We start from the raw sequence: 20,545 nt of genomic DNA on the forward strand, positions 1-20,545 counted from the left end.
AATCGGGATGGAATACCAGCCAGCCACTCATCCTCGCCTCCTGTCGCTATCGGCCTTCGCCATTCCGCGGCGCCGTCCGCCGGCGCCCTGGAATGGCGGCCCCGCAGGGCCGCCGGTTGCATCACGCCGCCCTGTAGCTCACCGAGCGGCTGGTGGAGATCGTCAGCGCATCGCGGATCTTGTCCGCCTGCGCGTCATCCCCGGAGAAGGCCATATCCTTCAGCCGCGGCTCCGGCTCGTAGCGCGTCTCCTGGCGCACCAGGTCCTCGAACCGCTGCCCCAGCACGCCGCGCAGCACATCCGGCTGCGCCACCTTCACCCGCTGGGACTCGCTGATCGACGCATTCACCAGGCCCTCCACCTCGATGGTGTGATTCGGCCCGATCTCCTCGATGAGCTGGCTGTTGATGCCGTCCAGCTCCTCCTTGAGCGCATCCATCTCCCGCTTGATGGCGAAGCCGCGCTCCACCTTCTTCACCAGCTTCTTCGGCGCCTTGATCACCTCCCCGGTGGTCCGGTTGGTGATTTCCCCCTTGGGGGTCGGCTCCTTCTTCGCCTGGGCTTGTCCCATGGCTACACCTCCTCTTGGTTGAGGTTTTGGGTTTGCAGCTCGAAGATCCGGCACCCCGAGCAATCATCGCGGGGGCACTCCAGGCACAGCTCCGCGGGGTCCGCGCCCCGGGCCGCGCCCACCACCCGCTCCAGCGCCTGGTACTGCTGGGCCAGGCGCCCATCCCCGGCCGGGTACTTCCCCGCCCGCAGAAGACTCGCCGTCGGCTTGCTCACCGCAAGCACCCGGCAAATATCGTCCAGCGTCATCAACGCGCTAACCCTCCGATTTCCGCATGGCCAGATCGGCCAGGAATTGCAGCTCGTCGGCCAGCTCGTAGTCCGCCGGCTGCCCCTGCTCCACCCAGCAGGCCACCCCGGACAGCGACCGCCAGGCCCACTCGCGCACCACCCGGTCAATCGACTGCGTGTCCCGCCACAGATAGGTCACCCACTGGGCCCGGGAGGCCGATTGCCGCTCCAGCGCCGCGCGCGGCTCGAATATCCCAGGCATCAGCCCACCTCCCGCCGGTTGGCCTGCCAGGACAGCGCCGCCTCCAGCGTCGCCTCCGTCAGCTCACTCACCCCATTGGCGTGCATCAGCCGCTGGCACGCCGCCGCCAGCTCCATGGCCTCGCCCCAGTTGCCCCGGCGCGTGCCCTGCCAGAAGCGCGTGGCCACCTTCTTCGGCACCTCTCCGAAGCGCGGCTCCAGCACGAAGCGCATCATCTCCGCCCGGTCCAGATGCCCGCAGCGCACCCGCTTCGCCCCAATCCGCCGCCCGAGCTGAAGCAGCATCGGCCGCGTCCGCGCCGCCTGGAACTGGCGCTCGTACAGCTCCGTGCCCACCAGCAGCACCGCCCAGCCCGCCTCATCCGCGAGATAGCGGATCAGCTCCAGCGCCTGCCAGCGCAGCTTGTTCGCCTCATCCACCACCAGCAGCGGCCGCCGGCCGTCCGCCTCCTCGGCGGACTCGCCCAGCTCCACCAGCCCCTGGAGCCACAGCGTCGAAGGCCCCTCCACACCGGCCGCCCGGGCCACCGCTCCCAGGAGCTGGTGGCGGGTCATGCCCTCATACGCCGCCACCCGCAGCGCCCCGGAAGAGCGCACCAGGTGCCGCGCAATCGCACTCTTGCCCGTGCCCGTCTCACCCACCACCTCGCCGATGGGCGAGGGCTCCAGCGTCTGAAGCATCTCCGCCAGCTCCAGCGCCTCCGTCACCGCCTTCGTCTCTTGCATCGCCTGTGCTACCATGGGTCACTCCTCGTCTTTGATGATCGTTAACCGGAAAGGCCCGCCGCCCTCGGCGGGTCGTTTTCGTCCTCATCCTCGTCGGCGAACATCGCCCGATACCGCGCCATCTCCGGGTCCTCCTCATAGGCCCGTGAGGCCTGCCACTGGCTGAGCTGGCTCGGGTCCTCCCGCTGGTGGGCCGCCGTCAGCGCCTGCTGCGTCTGCTGGGCCAGGGCCTCCTTCATCTGCTGCGCCTCGTCCGAGATCGCAATCTGCGCCCCGTCCGACTCGATAGCCCGCTCCACCGCGGCATCCGAGCCGCCCAGCTCCGCGTGGCGGCGCACCAGGTCCTGAACCCGCACATCCGCCACCTGGCCGCGGCGCACCTGCACCACCTCGCGCACCAGCTTCCGGCGCCGCTTCTCCTCGGCCGCCCCGGCCGCATCCATCAAGCCGAACTCCGTCTCCGGCAGCGCCACCGCCTGGAGCGCGCCCTGGTCGAACACGAAGCAGCAGCGCGGGTCGTGCATCGGCCAGCGCACCCGGAGCTTGCGCTCCACGCCCACCAGCTCGTCCGCGTAGTAGTAGCGGCCGCCCACCTGCACCCGGCCCGAGCGCACCCAGCGTTCCTTCTCTTCGCTGAAGGCCAGCATCAGCGCCGCCTGATCCGCCCGCACCGGCGACCAGCCACCCTCCAGGGCCGCCTCGATGGCCTGGCTCGGGCTCCGCTCGCCCAGGTGCCCAGACTGCGGCGTCGCGTGGTAGGAAGCCACCGCGTCCGCGAGCTGCTGGAGGTATTCCTCATAGGGGATCGGCTGCGGCGCCTGGCCCAGGTTGGCCGCCTTCTTGCGCATCCGGTCGCCGCCCTGGAAGGACGGGTGCCAGCCCAAGTAGTAGGCGAGGTTCGAGAACTGCCCCTCCAGCGCCTTCGCCCGGGGCCGGTACGGCCGCGTCCGCGTCACCGTCCCCGCATCCGCATAGACCTTCACCCGGCCCGCCAGACGCGCCAGCTCCGACCAGCCCGAAAGCATCTCCTCCCAGCGGTACTCCTGGCCGTTGTCCAGATAGAGATGGGCCGGCAGCCCGAAGGGCGCGTTCTCCGCCATATCTGTGAACGCCAGCGCCACATGCTCCCGGCGCACGTTCTCGCCCTTCTCCGCCAGGAACGCGCTCACGTGCAGCCAGTTCGTCGCCGCGTCCTGCCACACAATCAGGCGCGGATAGGCCACCGAGCCGTCCGGCCGGTACACCGGAATGTCATCCGGGGACACATCCCCGAACACCACATCCCCCGGGGCCAGGCCCGCCCGCGTCCGCCGGATGCCCGGCTCCACGTGGTCGTACACGCCCTTCGCATCCCGCTCGTACTGCGCCACCAGGCGGAAATCCTGCTCCCGCTCCACCCGGTGCTTCGGCACCTCGCAGACCGCCATCGCCGTGGCCATCTCCATGCCCGCCTGCGCCGCCCGGTCCACTAACCAGGCCCGCGCCAGCATCTGGCACTGCCGGATCGACGGCGCACCCTGCGCCCACAAGCCCCGGATCTTGTCCGTCAGCTCCGCATCGATGGCCGCCATCTCCGACTTCGAGATCCCCGCCGCCCGGGCCGCCCGGTGCCAATCGCGGGACACCAGCTCCCGCGACTGCCCGCGATCCCGGCGCGCCTTCGGCGCCAGCGCCGCCAGCCCGCCCTCGCGGTACGCCTTCTCCCAGCGGTACAGCGTCGCCACCGACGGCCCCTCCGTCGCCGAAATCCCCTGCGCCAGGGCCTTGCGATCCCTCGAACCCGGCTCCAGCCGCAGCAGCGGCGTGATGATCCGCAGACGCTCGTTCGCCTTCGCCCGCTGGCGCTCCGTCAGCCCGCGCCCATCCATCGCCGCCCCCGGCGTAATCCCCGCCGGCAGCCCCGCCGGCTCCGCCGGCGCAACCGCCTGCCCACCGGCTGGGGCCTCCGGCGCATACGCCGCGGCCTGCTGCCGCACCACCGCCTTGCGCACCTCCGCCGGCAACGACTGCTGCGGATACACCCGACGCCGCCCGCCCCGGCACGTCTCCTCCTGGTACGGCCAGCCCTCGCGGCGGGCGCGAGCAGAGACAGCCTGCTTGGTCACCCCTAGCGCTTCGGCCAGCTCTTCGAGCCCCAGGCTCATCAGGCGACACCTTCTTTCAGGCCCAGCAGCACGGCAGCTCGGTGGGCGTCTCCATAGAGGCCCTGCTTCCGGCCGGCCAGCACCTCGTACACAGTCCGCTCAGGGATCTGGTGCTCGCGCGCCCACTCCCGGATGGTCTGTCCCCGCCGTATAAAGCCCCGGCGCACCTGTTCTCTCGTCTTTGTCTTCACCGCATCACCCTTTGGTGCTACGTTCGTGGAATACCGCGTAAAACCGTGGAATTGGTGGATAGCTTAGAAGCACCTTTAGGTGAGGTCAACACCTAAAGGTGATCCTTCGGGTGGTTTACGCTTCAAGGCCTCGGGCCTAGGAGTGATTCCTTTTGCGCCTCAACGGGTTACGAGCGATACCCCGGAAGTGGCAACTTTACGCTTGAGGTTTACGCTTGGCGGAAGAAGCGGAAAGCACCGGCATTGGAGACCGGCTGAAGAGGTGGAGGAGTGCCCTAGGGTTAACCCAGGGGCAGTTCGCATCACTTATCGGTATGCATGTCGGCATGGTGAGGAAATACGAAGGGGAGGTGCAGGCCCCTGGAGCCTCTGCTCTGCAAGCCATTGCGTCCACGGGCGTGAACGTCCATTGGCTCCTGACGGGAGACGGGGAGATGCGAGCTGGTGCTGCGGGAGAGGGTGCGGATGACGGCGAGCAGGAGCGCGAGCTCGCGCGAGAGGAGCCGGCCGCGGCAGCCCAGCCCCAGGCCGCCGCGCGCTGGGAAAAGCTCATCGAGATGGTGGAGGGCATAGAAGACGAAGACCGGCGGGCGGCCGCCATGCAGGACCTGTTCGCGCGCGCTCAAGAGCTGGCGGAACTAGACGCACTCCGCCAAGCCGTCGCCAAGCTGCAAGACCAGGCCGGCTAAGCAAGGGATATTGCGCCCACCGCAATCCCGCGCTAGCGAGTCGCAAATAATCTAAGCCAAACCACGCCCCGCCAAATCGGACGCACTCAGCGCGGCCCAGCTCCCCGCGAGCCCGCTCCACACGGGCATTTGCGCCCCGCGCACCCCCGCGACGCCAAATCCCCCGAGTCTCACGCCTCAGTCTCAATTATTTTTTCCACCCCCAACGTGGTGCAGGCCCTCAATCTGATGGCGGTGCTCAATCCCCGCGTGCGCCACGTGGCCATCGACGGGGCCCTGTTCCAGGAGGAGGTGTCGGCGCGGGAGGTGATGTCGGTCCCGGCTGTCTTCCTCAATGGCGAGCCCTTCGACCAGGGGCGCATGACCCTGGATCAGATCCTGGCCCGGGTGGATACCGCCTCCACGGCGCGGGAGACGGAACGTCTCAACGCCATGTCCGCCTTCGATGTACTGGTGGTGGGCGGGGGGCCCGCCGGGGCGGCGGCGGCCATCTACGCCGCGCGCAAGGGGGTGCGCACGGGTCTGGCGGCGGAGCGCCTGGGCGGCCAGGTGCTGGACACCCAGGGGATCGACAACCTGATCTCCGTGCCCCACACCCAGGGGCCGAAGCTGGCCGCCGACCTGGAGGCCCACGTGCGCCAGTACGACGTGGACCTCATGAACCTGCAGCGGGCGGTGGCCCTGGTGCCGGCGGCGGATGCCTCCGGCCTGCACGAGGTGCGTTTCGAGTCCGGGGCCTGCCTGCGCAGCAAGAGCGTGATCCTGGCCACCGGGGCCCGCTGGCGGGAGATGGGGGTGCCCGGGGAACGGGACTACCGGGGCCGCGGGGTGGCCTATTGCCCCCACTGCGACGGTCCCCTGTTCAAGGGCAAGCGGGTGGCGGTGATCGGCGGCGGCAATTCCGGTGTGGAGGCGGCCATCGACCTGGCGGGCATGGCGGCCCAGGTCACCCTGGTGGAGTTCATGAACGAGTTGCGGGCCGATGCCGTGCTGCAGGAGAAGCTCCACACCCTGCCCAACGTGCAGGTGATCCGCCATGCCCAGACCACCCGGGTGGAGGGGGATGGCAGCCGGGTGACGGGGCTGACCTACAAGGACCGGGATACCGATGCCGTGCACACCCTTTCCCTGGACGGGATCTTCGTGCAGATCGGCCTGGTGCCCAATACCGAATGGCTGCAGGGGGGCGCCGTGGAGCTCTCCGGGCGCGGGGAGATCGTCACCGATGCCCATGGCATGACCACGGTGCCCGGGGTCTTTGCCGCCGGCGATGTGACCACCGTGCCCTACAAGCAGATCGTCATCGCCATGGGGGAGGGCGCCCGGGCGGCCCTGGGGGCCTTCGATCATCTGATCCGCCGCTGACGCCGCCGTGGCTGCCGGGGCCTTTGGGGGATCTCCCTGCCGTAAGGATGGCCATTGCCTCGTTTCCAGGGCTATCATCTAGACTGGTTTGAGAATCCCCGGCACCGGAATGCGCCATGTGCCCGGCAAGGGGAGGTCCCAGGCAGGCGGCAACGGGGAGACCTGCGATCATCCCGCAGACCTTCAAAGCAAACCGGTGGCACGCGATTCTCCCGTCTTCCCTGGCGGTCCGGATTACCCTGCTGTATGCCGTCCTGGCCGGGATATGGATCCTCTTCTCCGGCCGCCTGCTGGCCATGGCGGTCACCGATCCGGAGCTGCTGGCCCGCCTGGAGCTGATCAAGGGGCTGGGCTTTGTGGTGGCCACCGCGGTGCTGCTGTTCTTTCTCCTGCGCACCTGGCAGGAGCGGCAGCGCCCGGATCCGGCGGCGTTCTCCGTGCACCCGCCCCGCTTCGCCCGGGCCACCGTGGGCCTGTCCCTGATTCTGCTCACCCTCATGCTGCTGGCCCCGGCCCTGGGGCTCATGGTGCACCGCATCCACGCCCCCCATTTGCTGCACGAGGCCCGGGACGATCTGGAAGCCATGGCCGGGCAGAAGGTGCGCCACGTGCAGCAGTGGGTGCAGGAGCGCTACAGCGATGGGCAGGCCCTGGCGGGGCATCCCGGTTTCGTGGCCCAGGCGGCCGCCCTGCTCGGGGAGACCCCGGGAGGCCACCACCAGTCCCGGCGCGAGGATCTGCGCACGCGCCTGCAGGCGGTACGGCGGTATTACGGCTACCGTGGCGTGGGGATCCTGGATGCCGACGGCAAACGGGTGCTGGCGACAGGCCCGTGGACCACGGAGATCTCCCCGGAACTGCTGCGGGAGGCCGCCGGGCGGCGGGGGCCGGTCCATGGTCCCGCGCCCCTTTCCGGGGAGGCCGCGCCCCATGCGGACTTCCTTGTTCCTCTCTACCAGACACCGCAGCCCCCCCATACGCCGGTGGGGTATCTTGTCCTGCGCATGCCCCTGGAATCCCTCCTGCAGGGGGTGCTCGGGGACTGGTCCTCCCTGATGAAGCACGGGGAGACGCTGCTGCTGCGACCCCTGCCCGATGGCGGCTGGCAACGGCTGCACGGGGACGGGCGCATCACCTCCGAGCCTGCCCGCGATGGGTACGACGGGCGCTGGCTGCAGGCGGAGCGCCTGGTGCCCGGTACCCAGTGGCGGCTGGTGACCCGAATGCGCCGGGACGAGGTGCTCCAGCCCCTGCAGACCCTGGTCTTCTGGATCACGGCCCTCACCTTCGGCGGGGCGGGGCTCATCGGGCTGGCCCTGCTGCTGGTTTGGCGGCAGCAGGGGCGCCTGCAGGACCTGGCCCTGCAGGCGCAGCGGGCCGAGTCGGAGCGGGCCGCGGAGCAGGCCCTGCGGGAGAGTGATGCCCGCTACCGGGCCCTGTTCGAGAACAATCATTCCATCATGATGCTGCTGGATCCGGAGACCGGCAGCATCATCGATGCCAATCCCGCCGCCTGCCGCTTCTATGGCTGGGACCGGCAGACCCTCTGCGGTATGCATGTCCGCCAGATCAACCAGGCCTCCCCGGAGGAACTCCAGCGGAAAATGGACCGGGCCCGGGCCACGGCGCAACACTATTTCGCCTTCCGTCACCGCCGGGCGGACGGCTCCGTCAAGGATGTGGAGGTCTACAGCGGGCCTATCCTCTTCCAGGGTCGTACCCTGCTGTATTCCATCGTCCACGACATCAGCGAGCGCATGGAGGCCGAACGCAAGCTGCGGGACCGGGAACGGCTCCTGGGCATGGCCTCCCGCATGGCCCATCTGGGGGGTTGGGCCATGGACCTGCCTGACGGACGTCTGGAATGGTCCGACGAGGCCTGCCGCATCCATGGTCTGCCACCGGGGACGGAGATCACCCCAAAGACGGCCCTGGATATGGTGGATCCCGCGGATCGGGACCGATTGGAGTCGGCGCTGCGGGCCTGCGCGGAATCGGGACGGTCCTGTGACGAGGAGGTGCGGGTGCACACGGCCCGGGGCCACATGCTCTGTGTACGTATCCTGGCCCAGGCCGTGCGCGACGAACAGGGGCGCATCACCCGCCTGCAGGGGGCCTATCAGGACATCACCGAGCGCAAGCGCAGCGAGGAGAGCCTGCGGCAGTGGGCCACGGTGTTCGAGGCCACCAGTGAGGGGGTGGTCATCACCGACGCCCATGCCCGCATCCTGGCGGTGAACCGCGCCTTCACCCGCATCACCGGCTACAGCGAGGCCGAGGTGACGGGGGGCACGCCGGCGCTGCTGCGCTCGGGCCGGCATCACCGCCTGTTCTACCGCCGCCTCTGGGACGAGATCAGCCTCCATGGTCACTGGCGCGGGGAGATCTGGAACCGGCGCAAGAACGGCGAGATGTATCCCCAGTGGACCGCCATCAATGCCGTGCGCTCGGAGACGGGCCAACTGACCCATTTCGTCGGGGTGTTCTCCGATCTCTCCGACATCCAGCAGAGCCGGGAGCAGATCGATCGCCTGGCCCATCGCGATGCCCTCACCAACCTGCCCAACCGTCTGCTCTTCCAGGCCCGGCTGGAACAGGCCCTGGGATGGTGCCGCGAACACCGGGGTGAACTGTCGGTGGTGCTGGCGGACCTGGACGGGTTCAAGCACATCAACGACAGCCTGGGCATCGGCGTCGGGGATGCCCTGCTTTCCGAGATGGCGGCGCGTTTCAGCGGGGTCCTGCAGGGCAGTGAGGTCCTGGCCCGCCTGGGTAGCGATGAGTTCGCTGTCCTGCTGCAGGAGAAGGAGAGCGGCAGCTGCCGGGCGGATCTGGTGGCGGAATCCATGCGCCAGGTGGTGCAGACTCCGGCCCAGATCGGCGAGCACGAGATCTTCGTCACCGCCAGCATCGGTATCGCCGACTTTCCCCGGGATGGGCGGGACATGAGGCAGCTGCTGCAGTTCAGCGATGCCGCCATGCACCATGCCAAGGCCCTGGGTGGCAACACCTATTGCCACTACACCGAGGATCTCACCGATTACGCCCGGGAGCGGGTCACCCTGGCGGCCGAGCTGCGCAGGGCCCTGGAGGGGAATGAACTGGTACTGCACTACCAGCCCCAGGTGGACCTCATCGACGGCCGGGTGGTGGGCCTGGAGGCCCTGGTGCGCTGGCACCATCCCGAGCGGGGCATGATCTCCCCGGCCCGCTTCATCCCCGTGGCGGAGGAGACGGGGCTCATCCTGCCCCTGGGGCGCTGGGTGCTCACCGAGGCCTGCCGTCAGGCCCGGGCCTGGACCGAGGCCGGCCTGGAGTTCGGCAGCGTGGCCGTGAACGTCTCCGGGGTGCAGGTGCAGCGCAGCGACATGGTGCAGACGGTGGCGAACAGCCTCTCCGAAACCGGACTGGATTCGGGGCTCCTGGAACTGGAGATCACCGAGACCTTCGTCATGGACCGGCGCCGGGGCGCGGCGGGTTTTCTCCGGGAACTCAAGTCCATGGGGGTGCAACTGGCGGTGGATGACTTCGGCACCGGCTATTCGTCCCTGTCCTATCTCAAGGGGCTGCCCTTCAACACCCTGAAGATTGATCAGGGCTTCATCCGCGGCATCCCAGGGGACTACCACGACATCGCCATTGCCCGGGCCATCAACACCCTGGGGGAGAGTCTGGGCATGGAGGTGCTGGCGGAGGGGGTGGAGACGGAGGCGCAGCGGGAGAGCCTGCTGGACATGGGCTGCCATCGGGCCCAGGGCTATCTCTTCAGCCGGCCGGTGCCCGCCGCGGAGATCCCCGCACTGCTGGCGGCCCGCAGTGAATCGTCGCAATCCCTTTGAGAATCAGGAATTAAGCAGGAACCCACCGAGGCGACTCCACCCGCTGTTGCGGGTGGAGCGCGGTAGGAATCCTCGTCTTTTAGGGCGGGGAGGATGTCAAAGGGACTTGCGGGAGAAGTACCAGTCCACGTAGTCGAAGCCTTCGTTCTCCCGGGCCTTGGCGCCTTCGGCGGTCTTGGGCGGCGGCACGATCACCGGCTGGCCGGGGCACCAGGCCTCCGGGGTGGCCACGCCGTTGGCGTCGGAGGTCTGCAGGGCATCCAGCAGGCGCACGAACTCATCCACGCTGCGGCCGTTGCTCATGGGGTAGTAGACCATGGCCCGCAGGATGCCCTCCGGATCGATGAGGAAGGTGGCCCGCACGGCGGAGGTGTCGGCGGCGCCGGGGTGGATCATGCCGTAGGCCCGGGCCACTTCCATCTTCAGGTCCTCGATGATGGGGAAGGGGATCTCCACATTGAACTTCTCCTGGATGTTGCGCGTCCAGGCCAGGTGGGAGAAGACGCTGTCGATGGACAGGCCCAGCAGTTCACAGTTGCGCTTGGCGAATTCCCCGGCCCGCTCGGCGAAGCCGATGAACTCGGTGGTGCACACGGGGGTAAAGTCCGCCGGGTGGGAGAACAGCACAAGCCACTTGCCGCGATAGTCCTCCAGGGAACGTTCGCCATGGGTGGTCACTGCCCTGAAGTGGGGGGCCGGGGCGTTCAGCTGGGGGAAGCCGGGGGTCTGTTCCTGGTTTTCCATGTCGTGCTCCTCGATGGGATGTGGGTGAATTGCGATCTCGACGGGATTAAGACTAATTCCATTCTTAAATCGTGTCTAATTGTATGTCGCGATACAGTGGATAGTCAAAAGCTATTATTTGATAATTATCAATAGTGTGCCCCGGTGCGAGCCGTTCCCCGATGCGGGTCGCATAGGGGGTTGACGCCGGGGGCATGGATCAAGATAATACGCGCTTCCAACGCAGCGCCCGTAGCTCAGCTGGATAGAGCATTCGGCTACGAACCGAAAGGTCGGAGGTTCGAATCCTTCCGGGCGCGCCATATCCAGCAAAAGACCCGCATCCTCCCTGGAGGTGCGGGTTTTTTGCGTTCTGGGACTTTTGTGCGGCCTCAGCCCCCGGGGGCCATGCGTACGCTGACATCCCGGGGCGGGGCGGTGTAAGGGGCCGAGGTGACCAGGATGCGCGCCCCGGCGCGGACGTGTTCGGTGGCATTATCGGCATGGATGCCCCCGGCGGCGGCCAGGCGTACGCCGGGGAAATCGGAGAGTGCGTCCGCCAGGCGGGCCAGGGCGTCCAGGGAAAACTTCTCCGCCTGGATCACCTCCGCGCCCGCCTGGGCTGCCTGCAGGGCCTCTTCATGGGAATCCACTTCCACCACCACGCGGCGCTCGGGGCAGCGCGCCCTGAGCCTGCGGATCTGCATCTCCAGCCCTGCCCGCGGGCCGGCCACGCGGCGGTGCTCAGGGAACAGGAGCAGCGTATCCGAGAGTCCGGTGCGGTGGATCTCGGCACCACCGGCGGTGATGGCCTTCAGGGACAGGGCCCGGGTGCCGGGAACGGTCTTGCGTGTGCAGGCCACGATGGCCCCGGGATCGGCGGTCTGTGCGGCCCGGGTGATGCGCGCGGCAGCGGTGCTGATGCCCGAGGCCCACTCCACCAGGGTCTGGGTGACCTTCCAGCCCAGCAGCAGGGCCTCAGCGGGGCCGCGGACCTCCAGGAGGGGGGCGTCCGCCGGCACCGCGTCACCGGAACGCGCCTTGAGCGTGACGCTGCAGCCCAGGAGTTGCAGCAGGCGGGCGGCCTCCTCCAGGCCACAGGCCGTCATGGCGTACCGGGCCGTGAAATGCATCCATGCACTTCCACGGGGGATCTCCAGGGCCCGTGTGGTGAGGTCGCCATAGGGGGCGTCCTCCCGCAGCAGGTCATGGAGGGTTTCATCACTGAGAACAGGCATCATGGTGTGGGCTCCCTGGATCGAATGACATCCCCTTTGCGGGGGGCGTTGATCGTAAGCAAGATAGGGACCGGAAGTATGGGGGCCGTGATCCGGTGTCCCGGGGCATCGGGTGGGCGGTGTCCTACATCGGGGGATTCCGTTGTGTGGGGTTTGGGACAGAACACTTCATACGGGAAGCTCACGGGCCTGATCTGCACAGGAGCAGGGGATGGCCTGGATCCTGCTTTCCCCTCCCGGGGCCTGCCGCGGACGGGTACGGGTACGGTCCTTTGATCTGAAAACCAGCGCAAGGAGATGCAATATGAAACGCCTTTTCGTCGTTTTTTCCCTGTGGGCGGGCCTTGTCGCGGCCCCGGCCTCCGTGGCGGAGGAGATCCGTGTGGCGGTGGCCGCCAATTTCCTCGGCACCCTGGAGCGCCTGGTGCCGCTGTTTGAACAGGAGAGCGGCCACGACCTGGTGCTCAGTGCCGGGTCCTCGGGGGCCCTGTATGCCCAGATCGTCCACGGGGCCCCGTTCCATGTCTTCTTCTCCGCCGATGACCGCCGTCCCAGGGCCCTGGTGGACGAGGGCTTGGCGGTGCCTGATTCCCGCAAAACCTATGCCGTGGGGGTGCCGGTGCTCTGGTCCGCGGGGGAGATGGACATGGAAGACCCCCGGGCCCTGCTGGGGCAGGGGGACTACCGCTTCCTGTCCGTGGCGGATCCGCGCAATGCCCCCTATGGGGAGGCGGCCCGGGAGATCCTGCAATCCATGGGGATGTGGACGCGGCTGCAGGAGGAGGGGCGTCTGATCCGGGCCCGATCCATCGGCCAGACCTATAGTCAGGTGGCCTCCGGTGCGGCGGAGTTGGGTTTTGTGGCCCTCTCCCAGGTGCGCCGGCCCGACGGTTCGGTGCCGGGAAGCCACTGGATCCCCCCGGAGGAGTTGTATGCGCCCATCCAGCAGCAGCGGGTGCTGCTGCAGCGGGCGGCGGATTTTGCCCCGGCCCGGGAGTTTCTGGAGTGGATGACCTCGGATACCGCGCGTGGGGTGATCGAAGCGGCGGGCTACGCCGTGCCGGAAGCCGCGTCCTCCTGACCTGAGGGGGCCATCCCGGGGGCCCGGTACGGAAGCCTCCGGTCCCAGGGGGAGGCCAGGTGCCTCCCCTTCCTCCATACGTCCGGAAGGGGTCAATCCAGGGCCACCGCCTTGACCAGGGCATGCACCGCCATGCCCGGGGCCAGCCCCAGCTGCTCCCGGGAGCGGCGGGTGATGCGGGCCAGCAGGGCTTGGCCACCGGTGTCCAGCCGCACCAGGACGTGCCCCGGGTGGGGATCGTCCACGATGGCTGCCACCGTGGCCGGCAGATGGTTGAGGATGCTGGTGTCCTCCGGTGGGGTCAGGGCGATGGCCACGTCCCGGGCGGGGATGCGCAGGCGCAGGTGGTCCGTGGTGGGTGGAGCCGACCGCGGCACCAGCAGCGTGCCGCCGCCGCAGGCCAGTTGCGTGAGCTGATGCACGGGGTCGTGGCGGTGTACCGTGGCGCGCAGCACCGAGGCGGCCCCCCCGGAACGGCTGAAGGGCAGGTCGGCCCGGGCCAGGAGTTCCGGCAACGGGCCTTGGGTGCGGATACGGCCGTCCTCCAGCAGCACCAGATGATCCGCCAGGCGGGTCACTTCGTCCACGGCGTGGCTGACATAGACCACGGGGATGGAGAGTTCGTCCCGCAGGCGTTCCAGATAGGGCAGGATCTCCTGCTTGCTGGTCTCGTCCAGGGAGGCCATGGGCTCGTCCATGAGCAGCAGGCGCGGGCTGGTGAGCAGGGCCCGGGCGATGGAGACCCGCTGGCGCTGTCCCCCGGAGAGGGCTTCGGCCGAACGCTCCAGCAGGGCCTCCAGGCCCAGCAGGTGCACCGTCTCGTCGAAGGCCACCCGGCGTTGGGCGCCAGGGATGCGCCGCTGCCCGTAGGTCAGGTTGCGGCGTACGTTCAGGTGTGGAAAGAGGCGGGCCTCCTGGAAGACATACCCCAGGGGACGCCGGTGCACCGGAAGTTGCCAGGGGCCGTCCTGCCAGGTCTCGCCGCGGAAGATCAGCTGGCCGCTGTGGGCCGCCTCCAGGCCCGCCAGGCAGCGCAGCAGGGTGGTCTTGCCGGAGCCGGAGCGGCCGAACAGGGCGGTGACCCCGGTGCCCGGGATCTCCAGGTCCACGTCCAGGACGAAGTCCCCCCGGTCCACGTGAAAGGCGGCGCGGATGCTCATGCGCTGGCCCCCATCACCTTGAAGCGGCGATTCAGGGCATACACCGCCAGGAGCAGCAGGAAGGAAAGCACCAGCAGCACCAGGGACAGGCGGTGGGCCGCGGCATAGTCCATGGCCTCCACGTGATCGTAGATGGCGATGGAGGCCACCTGGGTCTGTCCGGGGATGTTGCCGCCGATCATGATGATGACCCCGAATTCCCCCAGGGTGTGGGCGAAGGAGAGCACCGCGGCGGTGAGAAACCCCCGTCGGGCCAGGGGCAGGACCACCGTGACAAAACGGTCCAGGGGCGAGGCCCGCAGGGTGGCCGCCGCCTCCAGCAGGCCGCGGCCGGTGGCCTGAAAGGCGTTGGTCAGGGGCTGCATGACAAAGGGCAGGGAGTAGATCATGGAGCCGATCACCAGGCCGGTGAAGGTGAAGGCCAGATGATCCAGGCCCATGGCCTCCAGGCTGCCGCCCACCCAGCCCCGGGGGCCCAGCAGGATCAGCAGGTAGAAGCCCAGCACCGTGGGGGGCAGCACCAGGGGCAGGGCCACCAGGGCCTCCACCAGCACCTTGCCGCGCCAGCGGCTGTGGGCCAGCCACCAGGCGGCGGGGGCGCAGAGCACCAGCAGGAGGGCCGTGGTGATCAGGGCCAGTTTCACGGTGAGCCAGAGGGCGGTGGCGTCCTGGGGGTTGAGCATGGTCTCTCCTTTTCCGGGGATCGGCCAGGGACCGGGCCGATCCATCTTTTCCATGACATAGCAAACTTGATGCCTGATCCCTGAAAGGCCATGCGCCGGGAGAACCGGGCCCCGGGCATGATCCCATCGGGGCGGATTGGCCCCATTTGGGTGCGGCGGTGTCCGTTTCCCTACACAGTGAAGGGGTCAGGGACGGGCGCCGTCCCAGGCCCCCTCCCCACGAGGTCCGGGCCTGGAGCGGGCGGCGGGGCGGAGATCCAGGGCCCCGGCGTAGAGGGCCAGCAGCCGGTCCAGGGTCTGATCCCAGGCGTAGCCGGCCTCCTGGATGTAGCGCCGCGAGGCGGCCCCCAGTTGCCGGTGCTGGCCGGCCACCTCCAGGATGTATCCGGCCAGGGCAGCGGCGTCCCCCACCGGGGCGAGGCGACCCCGGTCGGGGCGCACGTGCTCCCGCAGGGCGCCGGCGTCCACCCCCACCACTGGCAGGCCGCTGGCCTGGGCCTCCACCACCGACAGGCCGAAGGTCTCGTGGGGACCGGCGGTGACGTAGATATCGGCGCTGGCCAGGGCACGGGCATAGGCGCTGCGGTCCGCCTCGTAGTCCAGCAGCACCAGCCCCGGCAGGTCCCGGGCCCGGGCCTCCAGGGCCGGGCGGTGGGGTCCCGCCCCCATGAGGGCCAGGATGAAACCCGGTCCACCGGCGGGAACCCGTTGCTGCAGGTGGGCGTAGGCCCGGGCCAGGGTGAGCACATCCTTTTCCCCGTCCAGGCGGCCGCAGTAGAGCAGCAGGAGATCCTCCGGGCCCACCCCCAGGGCCGTGCGCCAGTCCGGGTCCCGGTGCCGGGGATGGAACAGCCCGGTATCCACCCCCAGGGGGAGGATGTGGGTGCCCGTGATGCCGTATTGCCGCAACCGGTCCGCCTGCTGCGCCGTGGCCGCCAGGGTGAGGTCGCAGCGGCGGAAGATCCCCCCGAAGAGCCGCCGGGCCGCGGCCTCCGCGATGCCCCCCATGCGGCGCCCCCAGTGCCCCGGCAGCCCGGCCAGGGCCCGGGCCACCGGTGCGCCGGCGTAGGCGTTGGCGATGTCCGTGTGGAAGTAGGCCGACACCACCACGGGCCGGCCCGCGCGCCGGCGGGCGGCGCGGTAGCGGAAGGCGGCCCAGGGGCAGGTGAAGAAACTCCCCAGTTCCACTGTGTCCGGGGCGGTCTGCCGCAGGGCCTGCAGCACCCGGTGGGGACGGGTGAAGAAACGGTAGGGATGGCAGCCGGGGATGCGGGGGGAGCGGATCTCGATGCGGGTGAGCCGTCCGTCCCGGATGATGCGGTCCTCGGCCCCCGGCACGATGAGCACGTGCTCGTCGTCGGTGTGCCGCTGGATGTGCCGGCGCTTGGCGTCGATGTAGGTGCGGATGCCGCCGCTGGTCTCGGTGTAGGCCAGGGTCAGGTCGCAATGGCGCATGGGGCGTTCCGTGGCTGGGATGGGTTGGAAGGCCGGCGGCCGGCCCCGGTGATCCTACCGGAACCGGGCCCACCGTCCATAGCCGCCGGGAGGTTTCCCGGGTCTTTCAGGTTCGTTTCAGTTTCTCCTCTCATAATGATCCGCGTGTGACAAGCCCATGAGAAGGAGTACAGGAATATGCATGCGACCACAGAGCAACAGGTCTGGGATCCGCTGGTGCGGTTGTTCCACTGGGGGCTGGCAGCGGCCTTCGCCGTGGCCTGGTTCACGGAACACCAGCCCCATGTACTGGCGGGTTATGCAGCCCTGACCCTGGTGGGGGTCCGCATCGTCTGGGGATTCATCGGACCGCGGCATGCCCGCTTCAGCGATTTCGTGCGCCCCCCGGGCGAGGTCATGGCCCATGTCCGGGAGATGCTGCAGGGGCGGATGAAACGTGAAGCCGGCCATAACCCACTGGCGGGATGGGTGTACGTGCTCCTGTTCCTGAGCCTCATCGGATTGACCGTCAGTGGCATGGCGACGCTGGCGGCCGAGGAGTCGGCCGGTCCCCTGGCCGGGATCGTGGCCGGGGAGCAGGAGTCTGAAATCCGCTATGTGAACGATGCATATGAGGATCATGATCATGATGAGGACCATGAAGAGGAAGGCCACGCACAGGGCGGTGGCCGGGACTGGGAAGAGATCCATGAATTCTTTGCCAATCTCACCCTGGCTCTGGTATTGGTCCATCTGGCTGGTGTGCTCCTGGGCAGCCTGATGCAGGGGCAGAACCTGGTGGCCGGGATGATCACCGGGCGCAAGCAGGTGGACGACGAAGATACGCAGGAGGAACGGTCATGAATCGGGTTTGGGAATGTACTGGAGCACACGCCAGGCATGCCTTGGGGATCGTGAAGATTCTGTCCATGCTTCTGCTGACCACGGCCATGTTCTTGCCTGCTGTGTCCCATGGGGATGACCGCAGGGAACATGACCGTATCCTGGAGCTGCGCGCCAGCGGGGAGATCCTGCCCATGGCTGAGATGCTGGAACGGGCGGGGCAGGTGGTCCGGGGCGAGTTCATTGAGGCGGAACTGGAACGGGAAGGGGGCCGCCATGTCTATGAGCTCAAGATCCTGGACGCGGACGGGGTTCTGCACAAGCTCTATATGGACGCCGGTACCGGCGAGTTGCTGCAGCACCGGCGCCGCAATCCCGGTGACTGATCACGGTGCGTAGGCTCTCCCTGCGGCTGAAGCTGACCCTGCTGGCCGCCGCCTGTCTGCTGGCCCTGGTGCTGGCCCAGGCGGCGGTCCTGCGGGTCACCCTGTCCACCCTGGTGCAGGGGCATGTGGTGTCCGGATTGGAACATGACCTGGATACCCTCTATGCCCGTTTGTTGGAGAGCGGACGTCCCCCCGCCGAATTCGGGACCGTCCTGGGACTGGCCTACACTGCCCCCCTGTCGGGACACTACTTCCGCATCCAGGGACCCGGCGGGGTGGTGCGCTCCCGTTCCCTTTGGGACGAGGATCTGGAGACGCCGGATGTGTCCGTGGGCGACCGGCGGGTCACCCGGGTACCGGGTCCCCTGGAGCAATCCCTGGTGGTGCTCACCCGCTCCTACCGTATCGACGGGCGGCGGGTGACCCTCTCCGTGGCCGAGGAGGTGGGCCCCCTGGCGGACGCCGTGGCCCGTTGGCAGCGTCGCTTCCTCTGGGCCACCGTGGCGGTGGTGGGGCTGGTCCTGGCCCTGCAGCTTTGGGTCATTCGCCGTTCGCTGCGTCCGTTGCATGCGGCGGTGGCCGCCTGCCGTCGCCTGGAGACGGGGGAGGCCTGCCCGGTGGACGATCATGCCCCCCGGGAGATCGCCCCCGTGCTGCAGGCGGTGAACCGCCTCGTGCGCCATCATGGTCTGCGCCTGAACCGCAGCCGCCGCGCCCTGGGGAATGTGAGCCATGCCCTGAAGACCCCCCTGGCGGTCCTGGGGCAGCTGGCGGATGACCTGGAGGCACGGGGGGATGCGGCCATGGGCCGGGCCCTGCGCACCCAGATGAATGCCATGACGGGTACCGTGGAGCGGGAGATGCGCCGCGCCCGGCTGGCGGGCAAGGACCATCCCGGGGCCGGCTTCCAGGTGCGCGGGGAACTGCGGTCCCTGACCGAGGTTCTGGAACGGATCCATGGCGGCGGCGTGACCCTGGATCTGGAGGCCCCCGAAGGGGTATTGCCCCTGGACGGCGAGGACATGCTGGAGCTCTTCGGCAATCTCCTGGACAACGCCTGGCGCTGGGCGGCCTCCCGGGTGCGGGTGAGGCTGTGGCTCTCGCCGCGGCACACCCTGGAGGGGATCATCGAGGACGACGGCCCCGGTGTCCCTGCCGGACGCCGCGCCCGGCTCGGGCAGACCGGGGCGGTGCTGGACGAGGGGGGCGGCCATGGACTGGGGCTGGGCATCGTGCAGGACATCGTCGATCAGTATCGCGGGGACATCCGCTACCACGAGTCCGTGGACCTGGGAGGGTTGCGGGTGGAGTTCACCCTGCCGCTGCCCGGCCATGACGAAGAATCCCTGAAGGGCTGAAGGAGGGTCTGGGTGCGCGTATTGATCATCGAGGATGACCCGGAACTGGGCCCGCGCCTGCGGGCGCGTCTGGCACGGGAGGGTCTGGCGGTGGACCGGGTGGACAACGGGGTGGATGGTCATCACCTGGGTGCGGAGGAGGCCTTCGACCTGATCGTCCTGGATCTGGGGCTGCCGGACCGCCCGGGTCTGGAGATCCTGCAACAATGGCGGGCCGCGGGGATCACCGTGCCCGTGCTCATCCTCACCGCCCGCAGCGGCTGGCGCGAGCGCGTGGAAGGACTGCGCCGCGGGGCTGATGACTACCTGGGCAAGCCCTTCCATGTGGAGGAACTCCTGGCCCGGGTGCATGCCCTGCTGCGCCGCGCCGCCCCCGCCCGGGAGACGGTGCTGCGGCTGGGGCCCTGGTACCTGGATGAAGACCGACAGATCCTGGTGGCGGCGGAGGGGGACGGCAGTCTGCCCCTTACAGGCACGGAGTTCCGGCTGCTGCGTTATCTATTGCGTCACCCGGGACAGGTGCTCTCCAAGACCCGCCTGGCGGAACACCTCTACGAATACGAGAGCGAGCGGGACAGCAATGTGGTGGAGGTGTACATCGCCCGGCTGCGGGAGAAACTGGGACCGGGATGGATCCGCACCCGCCGCGGCCAGGGCTATGTCCTGGAGACCGATACATGAATCGGCCGCTTCCCAGGGTGGGGGTCTCCCACTGTCTCCTGGGGGAGACCGTGCGTTACGACGGGGATCACCGGCGGCAGGACTGGATCGTCTCCCATCTGGCGGCGCATGTGGCGCTGGTGGCGGTCTGCCCCGAGACCTCGGCAGGGCTGGGGGTGCCGCGGGAACCGGTGCACCTGGCATGGGCGCCCAAGGATGGCCTGCGGGTGCGGGGCAATGACTCGGGCCGGGACTTCACCGACGCCCTGGAACGGGGCGTGGCCTGCAGCCTGGAACGGTTGCGGCAAGGCCCCCTGGACGGCTGCCTGCTCAAGGCCCGTTCCCCCAGCTGTGGCCTGGCCGTGGAGGTGATGGGGGGCAGGGAAGCGATCCCGGGGAGGTTCGCTGAAGCCCTAAAGACCGATTGGCCCGAGGCGGTGAGGGCGGAGGCGGACGCCCTGGAGGACCCGGCGGCGCGGGAGGCCTTTTGCATCCGTCTCTTCGCCCGGGCCCGGCTGCGGGCGCTGTTCTCAGGGGCCTGGATCCCGGGGGACCTGGCCGCCTTCCACGCCCGCGAGAAGATGCTCCTGCTGGTGCACGGCCGACCGGCCTATACCCGCCTCGGGCGCTTGGTGGCCGAGGCGGGTCGCTGGCCACGGGAGGCCCTGGCCGGGGAGTACACCCGCCGCTTCATGGCGGCCCTGGCGGGCCCCACCACCCGGGGACGGCACGTGGACGCCCTGCAGCACCTGAGCGGTCATCTGCGGGGACGACTGGATCCCTTGCGCCGGGCGCGGGTGCGCGAGACCATAGAGGATTACCGGCACGGCCGGTGCCCGAGACAGCGGGTGCTGGCGTGCCTGCGCGCCCTGGCCGACGAGCTGGATCTGGCCTGGGTGCGGCGGCAATCCTACCTGGATCCGTGTCCCCCGTCCCTCCTGTCCCGGGGCTGATCCCGGGGCG

At 68.8% G+C, this 20,545-nt stretch carries 20 protein-coding genes and 1 tRNA gene; 10 read left to right on the forward strand and 11 right to left on the reverse strand.

The window, feature by feature from the left end; translation table 11 throughout:
- Window positions 1–121: 121 nt before the first annotated feature.
- From CKO33_RS02305 to CKO33_RS13975, 6 genes are read right to left on the reverse strand one after another with little or no spacing between them, the layout of a single operon-like run.
- The gene (locus tag CKO33_RS02305) at window positions 122–571 is read right to left on the reverse strand and encodes a hypothetical protein (RefSeq protein WP_200178922.1); all 450 of its coding nucleotides are present in this window, start codon (window positions 569–571) and stop codon (window positions 122–124) included.
- Between the two features lie 2 nt (window positions 572–573).
- Window positions 574–786: a hypothetical protein gene (locus tag CKO33_RS02310; protein WP_200178924.1), complete on the reverse strand. Its 213-nt coding sequence runs from the start codon at window positions 784–786 to the stop codon at window positions 574–576.
- A gap of 40 nt (window positions 787–826) precedes the next feature.
- Window positions 827–1,063 (reverse strand): hypothetical protein, encoded by a 237-nt coding sequence (locus tag CKO33_RS02315; protein ID WP_200178926.1) that lies wholly within the window; start codon window positions 1,061–1,063, stop codon window positions 827–829.
- Window positions 1,063–1,788 carry an AAA family ATPase gene (locus CKO33_RS02320; RefSeq protein WP_200178928.1) on the reverse strand — a complete coding sequence of 242 codons (726 nt, stop codon included), beginning with the start codon at window positions 1,786–1,788 and terminating at the stop codon, window positions 1,063–1,065. Before CKO33_RS02320 ends, CKO33_RS02315 begins: the two co-directional genes overlap by 1 nt.
- Window positions 1,789–1,829: 41 nt before the next feature.
- The gene (locus CKO33_RS02325; protein WP_200178930.1) at window positions 1,830–3,932 is read right to left on the reverse strand and encodes a helix-turn-helix domain-containing protein; all 2,103 of its coding nucleotides are present in this window, start codon (window positions 3,930–3,932) and stop codon (window positions 1,830–1,832) included.
- Window positions 3,932–4,123 (reverse strand): DNA-binding protein, encoded by a 192-nt coding sequence (locus tag CKO33_RS13975; RefSeq protein WP_200178931.1) that lies wholly within the window; start codon window positions 4,121–4,123, stop codon window positions 3,932–3,934. Before CKO33_RS13975 ends, CKO33_RS02325 begins: the two co-directional genes overlap by 1 nt.
- A 215-nt stretch (window positions 4,124–4,338) precedes the next feature.
- Between CKO33_RS13975 and CKO33_RS02335 the strand changes: the two genes are divergently transcribed.
- The 3 genes from CKO33_RS02335 to CKO33_RS02345 all read left to right on the forward strand — a co-directional run bounded on the left by CKO33_RS02335 (window position 4,339) and on the right by CKO33_RS02345 (window position 10,016).
- Window positions 4,339–4,812: a helix-turn-helix domain-containing protein gene (locus tag CKO33_RS02335; protein WP_200178932.1), complete on the forward strand. Its 474-nt coding sequence runs from the start codon at window positions 4,339–4,341 to the stop codon at window positions 4,810–4,812.
- A 207-nt stretch (window positions 4,813–5,019) separates the two neighbouring features.
- Window positions 5,020–6,177 (forward strand): alkyl hydroperoxide reductase subunit F, encoded by a 1,158-nt coding sequence (gene ahpF, locus CKO33_RS02340; RefSeq protein ID WP_338081720.1) that lies wholly within the window; start codon window positions 5,020–5,022, stop codon window positions 6,175–6,177.
- 296 nt (window positions 6,178–6,473) lie between these two features.
- Window positions 6,474–10,016, forward strand: coding sequence for a bifunctional diguanylate cyclase/phosphodiesterase (locus CKO33_RS02345; RefSeq protein WP_200178933.1), 3,543 nt, complete (start codon window positions 6,474–6,476; stop codon window positions 10,014–10,016).
- 96 nt (window positions 10,017–10,112) lie between these two features.
- Here CKO33_RS02345 and CKO33_RS02350 read toward each other — a convergent pair whose 3' ends face one another.
- Window positions 10,113–10,760 (reverse strand): peroxiredoxin, encoded by a 648-nt coding sequence (locus CKO33_RS02350; protein WP_200178934.1) that lies wholly within the window; start codon window positions 10,758–10,760, stop codon window positions 10,113–10,115.
- A gap of 225 nt (window positions 10,761–10,985) precedes the next feature.
- On the opposite strand from CKO33_RS02350, the gene CKO33_RS02355 reads away from it, so the two are divergent.
- Window positions 10,986–11,062: transfer RNA gene (locus CKO33_RS02355), tRNA-Arg, on the forward strand.
- Between the two features lie 69 nt (window positions 11,063–11,131).
- On the opposite strand, the gene modD is transcribed toward CKO33_RS02355, so the two are convergent.
- Entirely contained in the window at window positions 11,132–11,980 is an 849-nt protein-coding gene (gene modD / locus CKO33_RS02360; RefSeq protein ID WP_200178935.1) for a ModD protein, read from the reverse strand.
- Window positions 11,981–12,281: 301 nt separating this feature from the next.
- Here modD and modA point away from each other — a divergent pair, with 301 nt between their 5' ends.
- A complete protein-coding gene (gene modA, locus CKO33_RS02365; RefSeq protein WP_200178937.1) occupies window positions 12,282–13,058 on the forward strand; it encodes a molybdate ABC transporter substrate-binding protein in 777 nt (258 codons plus the stop codon).
- Between the two features lie 92 nt (window positions 13,059–13,150).
- Here modA and modC read toward each other — a convergent pair whose 3' ends face one another.
- From modC to CKO33_RS02380, 3 genes are all read right to left on the reverse strand, one after another.
- Window positions 13,151–14,218, reverse strand: a complete 1,068-nt coding sequence (gene modC / locus CKO33_RS02370; protein WP_200178938.1) for a molybdenum ABC transporter ATP-binding protein — start codon at window positions 14,216–14,218, stop codon at window positions 13,151–13,153.
- Window positions 14,215–14,901 (reverse strand): molybdate ABC transporter permease subunit, encoded by a 687-nt coding sequence (gene modB, locus CKO33_RS02375; RefSeq protein ID WP_200178940.1) that lies wholly within the window; start codon window positions 14,899–14,901, stop codon window positions 14,215–14,217. Before modB ends, modC begins: the two co-directional genes overlap by 4 nt.
- A gap of 186 nt (window positions 14,902–15,087) precedes the next feature.
- Window positions 15,088–16,356 (reverse strand): glycosyltransferase, encoded by a 1,269-nt coding sequence (locus tag CKO33_RS02380; protein ID WP_200178941.1) that lies wholly within the window; start codon window positions 16,354–16,356, stop codon window positions 15,088–15,090.
- Window positions 16,357–16,533: 177 nt separating this feature from the next.
- Here CKO33_RS02380 and CKO33_RS02385 point away from each other — a divergent pair, with 177 nt between their 5' ends.
- The 5 genes from CKO33_RS02385 (at window position 16,534) to CKO33_RS02405 (ending at window position 20,535) form a co-directional block, all read left to right on the forward strand.
- Window positions 16,534–17,199: a cytochrome b/b6 domain-containing protein gene (locus CKO33_RS02385; RefSeq protein ID WP_200178942.1), complete on the forward strand. Its 666-nt coding sequence runs from the start codon at window positions 16,534–16,536 to the stop codon at window positions 17,197–17,199.
- A gap of 65 nt (window positions 17,200–17,264) precedes the next feature.
- Window positions 17,265–17,564 (forward strand): PepSY domain-containing protein, encoded by a 300-nt coding sequence (locus CKO33_RS02390; RefSeq protein WP_200178943.1) that lies wholly within the window; start codon window positions 17,265–17,267, stop codon window positions 17,562–17,564.
- A gap of 5 nt (window positions 17,565–17,569) precedes the next feature.
- The gene (locus tag CKO33_RS13440; RefSeq protein WP_200178944.1) at window positions 17,570–18,922 is read left to right on the forward strand and encodes an ATP-binding protein; all 1,353 of its coding nucleotides are present in this window, start codon (window positions 17,570–17,572) and stop codon (window positions 18,920–18,922) included.
- Between the two features lie 12 nt (window positions 18,923–18,934).
- The gene (locus CKO33_RS02400; RefSeq protein ID WP_200178945.1) at window positions 18,935–19,603 is read left to right on the forward strand and encodes a winged helix-turn-helix domain-containing protein; all 669 of its coding nucleotides are present in this window, start codon (window positions 18,935–18,937) and stop codon (window positions 19,601–19,603) included.
- Window positions 19,600–20,535, forward strand: coding sequence for a YbgA family protein (locus tag CKO33_RS02405; RefSeq protein ID WP_200178947.1), 936 nt, complete (start codon window positions 19,600–19,602; stop codon window positions 20,533–20,535). The genes CKO33_RS02400 and CKO33_RS02405 overlap by 4 nt, the downstream gene beginning before the upstream one ends.
- Window positions 20,536–20,545: the final 10 nt, after the last annotated feature.

The organism is Ectothiorhodospira mobilis (assembly GCF_016584115.1).
GTDB lineage: Bacteria > Pseudomonadota > Gammaproteobacteria > Ectothiorhodospirales > Ectothiorhodospiraceae > Ectothiorhodospira > Ectothiorhodospira mobilis.